Genomic DNA, 3,015 nt, shown 5'->3' with positions numbered 1-3,015 from the left:
GTCCATCACTGACAGTGCCTTGGCCACTGATTCGGCATGCTGCATGAGAAGCCGCTGTGCCGGTCCACCCCCGATCGGCTTGCCAAGAGTGATTTGAACGAGGAACCTGGAGGTCTCCATGACTCTTTCTCCTTCTAGATTCTCGAGAAGCGCTGCGTCGTTGCCGATGTACCCTTGATCCGTGATCTGCTCGCTCATGTGACGGAAGTGGGTCCGAAGTGCAGGCATAAGTTCCGGCTTGGATCGGAAGACGTAGTGCGCAAAGGTGATCCGCCATCGCTGTGGGCGGAGGGATCTCACCTCGTAGATAGCTTGCGTCATCTCGATGCCACGCTTCTTAGTGAGGGCCTCAACGGCGAACTCGCGCTGCAGGAGAGAGTTTCGGTTGGCTGTCATTCGGCCAATTCCGTCAGCACCGGATGGAAGGGACTTGGCGTGGGAGAAGCTGAGCATCAGCGTGCTGCTGCCAGAAAGAGCTCTCCAAGGCTCCATTAGTCGAGCCAACACTTCGATGGACTTCAGAACTAGCGGCAGGTGCTTTGTACCGAATGGACGCAGTCCGGCTGTCCACTCATGGCGAGTCGCTTCCCTTTTGGCTGAAATGCCGCAGATGGAGAAGACCTCCATTAGTCCGTCTAGAGAAATCACTGATCTGATCACACCGTGCTGTAGCGTCGGATCGTGGTCCAAGGATAGGCCTATCAGCTCATGAGCTCGAATCCCAGTGCATGCCTGCAGCAACGTGCTACATGCGCTTTGAGTCATCAGAATTAAGCGTCTGAGGGCCTGAGTTCCGCTAATTTCGCGCTCGTCCCCAGCGTCATCAATCCGATCCGTTGCGAGCAGGGGCTCATGCCAAGGCGTTAGTGTTCCTGGGATCGGGCTCATCTGGAACTCCTCGATGTGCCGTCTGATCTCACGAAGACATATGATTCGTCTTGGTCCCTTGGCGCTCCTTGCGTCGATGAGCATCGGGATGATCTCAGCCTGAAGTCTGATCACATCTTCCGAACCGTGTTCGATCCATTCATATGCGTAGGTGAGGATTGGCACCGAGATCTCGTCCGGGATAGGCAGCAATCCACCCGTTCGAGCGAGCCCAAGCGGCCCGGTCACAACGTCATAGGTTTTTCTTCCATCAAACGGTGCTTCGCAGGGTGCCTGCCCACCTCTGGCGCGCAAGCTGTCCGCGAGTTCGTAGATCTGTGTAAGTGGGTGAATAAGCTTGTAGGCAGTGGCATGCGTCCACGCTCTGTCTCGACCGGCATCACCTCCGGCCATGATGTATTGCTCTTCGAGACCTTCGACATACTCCCAACTCACAGCTGTGGATATGTCGAAAAGCGTGCGGATTTCCCGCTCCCCCATAAACTTCACCAGCTCCCTCATGCCCATGTAGGTAGAAGGGATAGATCCAACCGTCATGCGTACCGCGTCATCGACGATGGAGGTCTTGAGGTAGCACTTCAGTTCATCCAGTAGTCCTCTGTGTTTGTAGTCTGTGAGTAATTCTCCGCGCGCAACTGGGATTTCCCAATCAACGGTGACGAACTCCCTCTGTTGRCCGACAGTGGTTTGAGCGAACGTCCAGACATTACTGTCATAGTCCACCTGGAATGAAGGGTGCAGGGTTGCCGCCTGCGCTGATTTGACCTTTCTTACTGCAGGCATAGCCTTACCTCTAGAATGGACGCTCTACTAACGGTGCGGTCCGAACTATTCAAGTGTGGGGAGCGACGTCAGCATGATCATCGCCGCTGATTGTCGATTCGCATTTGTGCTCACAGCAGGAATCCATGAGTCGCGGAGCGCGAGGTAAGCGTTCTCGAACTTTCGCCGCCATATCTCGCTCCCAAGCTCTGCCCTAGCTTCTTCGTATAGCTCCTGCAGTTGAAGAAAGCGGGCGAGCGCGTAGGCTTCGTTTGAGTCAGCTGCTGCGAGCGGGCACGCAGGGCAAGCACCATAGCTGGTGCAGAGTTTGCCCTGGCGCTGACCCGGTTGCGGACTTTGGAATGGATCTGCGCAGCAGAAGCCCTGCGTGGCTGCCGTATACTCACGGTCACTCCGGGTTGAGCGCGTATCAATACTTCCATTTGAAGTCACCCAGCGCTCTTGGGCCGCCATGGCTCCTGCCATCTGTTCCTTCTGCCGACGCTGCATCGTGGTTGTCTGATAGCTGTCTTGACCAGTTGACAGCAGCCGATGGCCCAGCATTGCTCGTAGCTCGAAGGCGTCGCCGTCGGTCAGTCCATCAACTACTTCAGAGAACGCAAGCCTATTTGCGCGGGAGCCGGAGTACTTGAGCCCCCTTCGTTTGCAGAACAGCGTGATGTAACCGGTCACGCGCGTGTTTACATCGTCGGTTCTGCATGAGTAGGAATCGATGAGCATTCCTCGGCGCTTGTGCCGCCCACCTTCGGATACTGCGTGCAGGAAAAAGTCATTGGCAAGCTTGCCAACAGCGTAGTCTCTGATTCGTCTGGTCCAAGCTATGACGAAGCGTATCAATCTTTCCGGCGCTAGCGGGTGATCGCTGGCGGGGAAGGCCGCTCGCTGTGGTGCCCCCTGATCGCTCTCCCCAGCCCTGTGCTTGGATGACTTGATCACCGTTCGTTTCCGTCCAAGCGGGTAGTGCTCGGATATGCCATCCAGAGTGAGTGTTCTAAGTGGCTGCTCGTTGAACCCCGAGTGCATTGCCAGTACTAGAAAGAATGGGATCAGATCACCACCGATGGGGTGCGCAAGTCTCCTCAGACGGAAGTACTCACTTTCACTGATCTTTCCTACGCCTGGGAGCTTGCGAACCTCGGCTTGGCGAGGAAGGTGACCGTCAAAGTTTGCCAGGATCTGCGCAATCGCCTCCGCCGGGTCGCTTAGCGATACAGCGTCGCCCTTACTCTTCTGAGCAATGGCACTGTGTACCCTGTCCAGAAGCGGCCATACTTCGTCCATTGTCGAGATGCATTCTTCAACAGCGGCCTTCATGACGTTGGCCCAAGCCGCACGGTCAAGCTC

Annotated in this window: 2 protein-coding genes; both read right to left on the bottom strand. The window is 56.1% G+C overall.

Translation table 11 applies throughout. The features are described from left to right. A partial coding sequence (locus AC1DJN_RS21410; RefSeq protein WP_478040154.1) for an integrase occupies nt 1-1,671 on the bottom strand: 1,671 nt, incomplete at its 3' end. 45 nt (nt 1,672-1,716) lie between these two features. Further along, nucleotides 1,717-3,015: hypothetical protein (locus AC1DJN_RS21405; protein ID WP_478040152.1), on the bottom strand; the 1,299-nt coding region annotated here is incomplete at its 5' end.

The organism is Stenotrophomonas sp. 05L414_2 (genome assembly GCF_056397905.1).
Note: the sequence above shows the minus strand (reverse complement) of the source record. Positions and strands in the feature narration are given on the sequence as shown.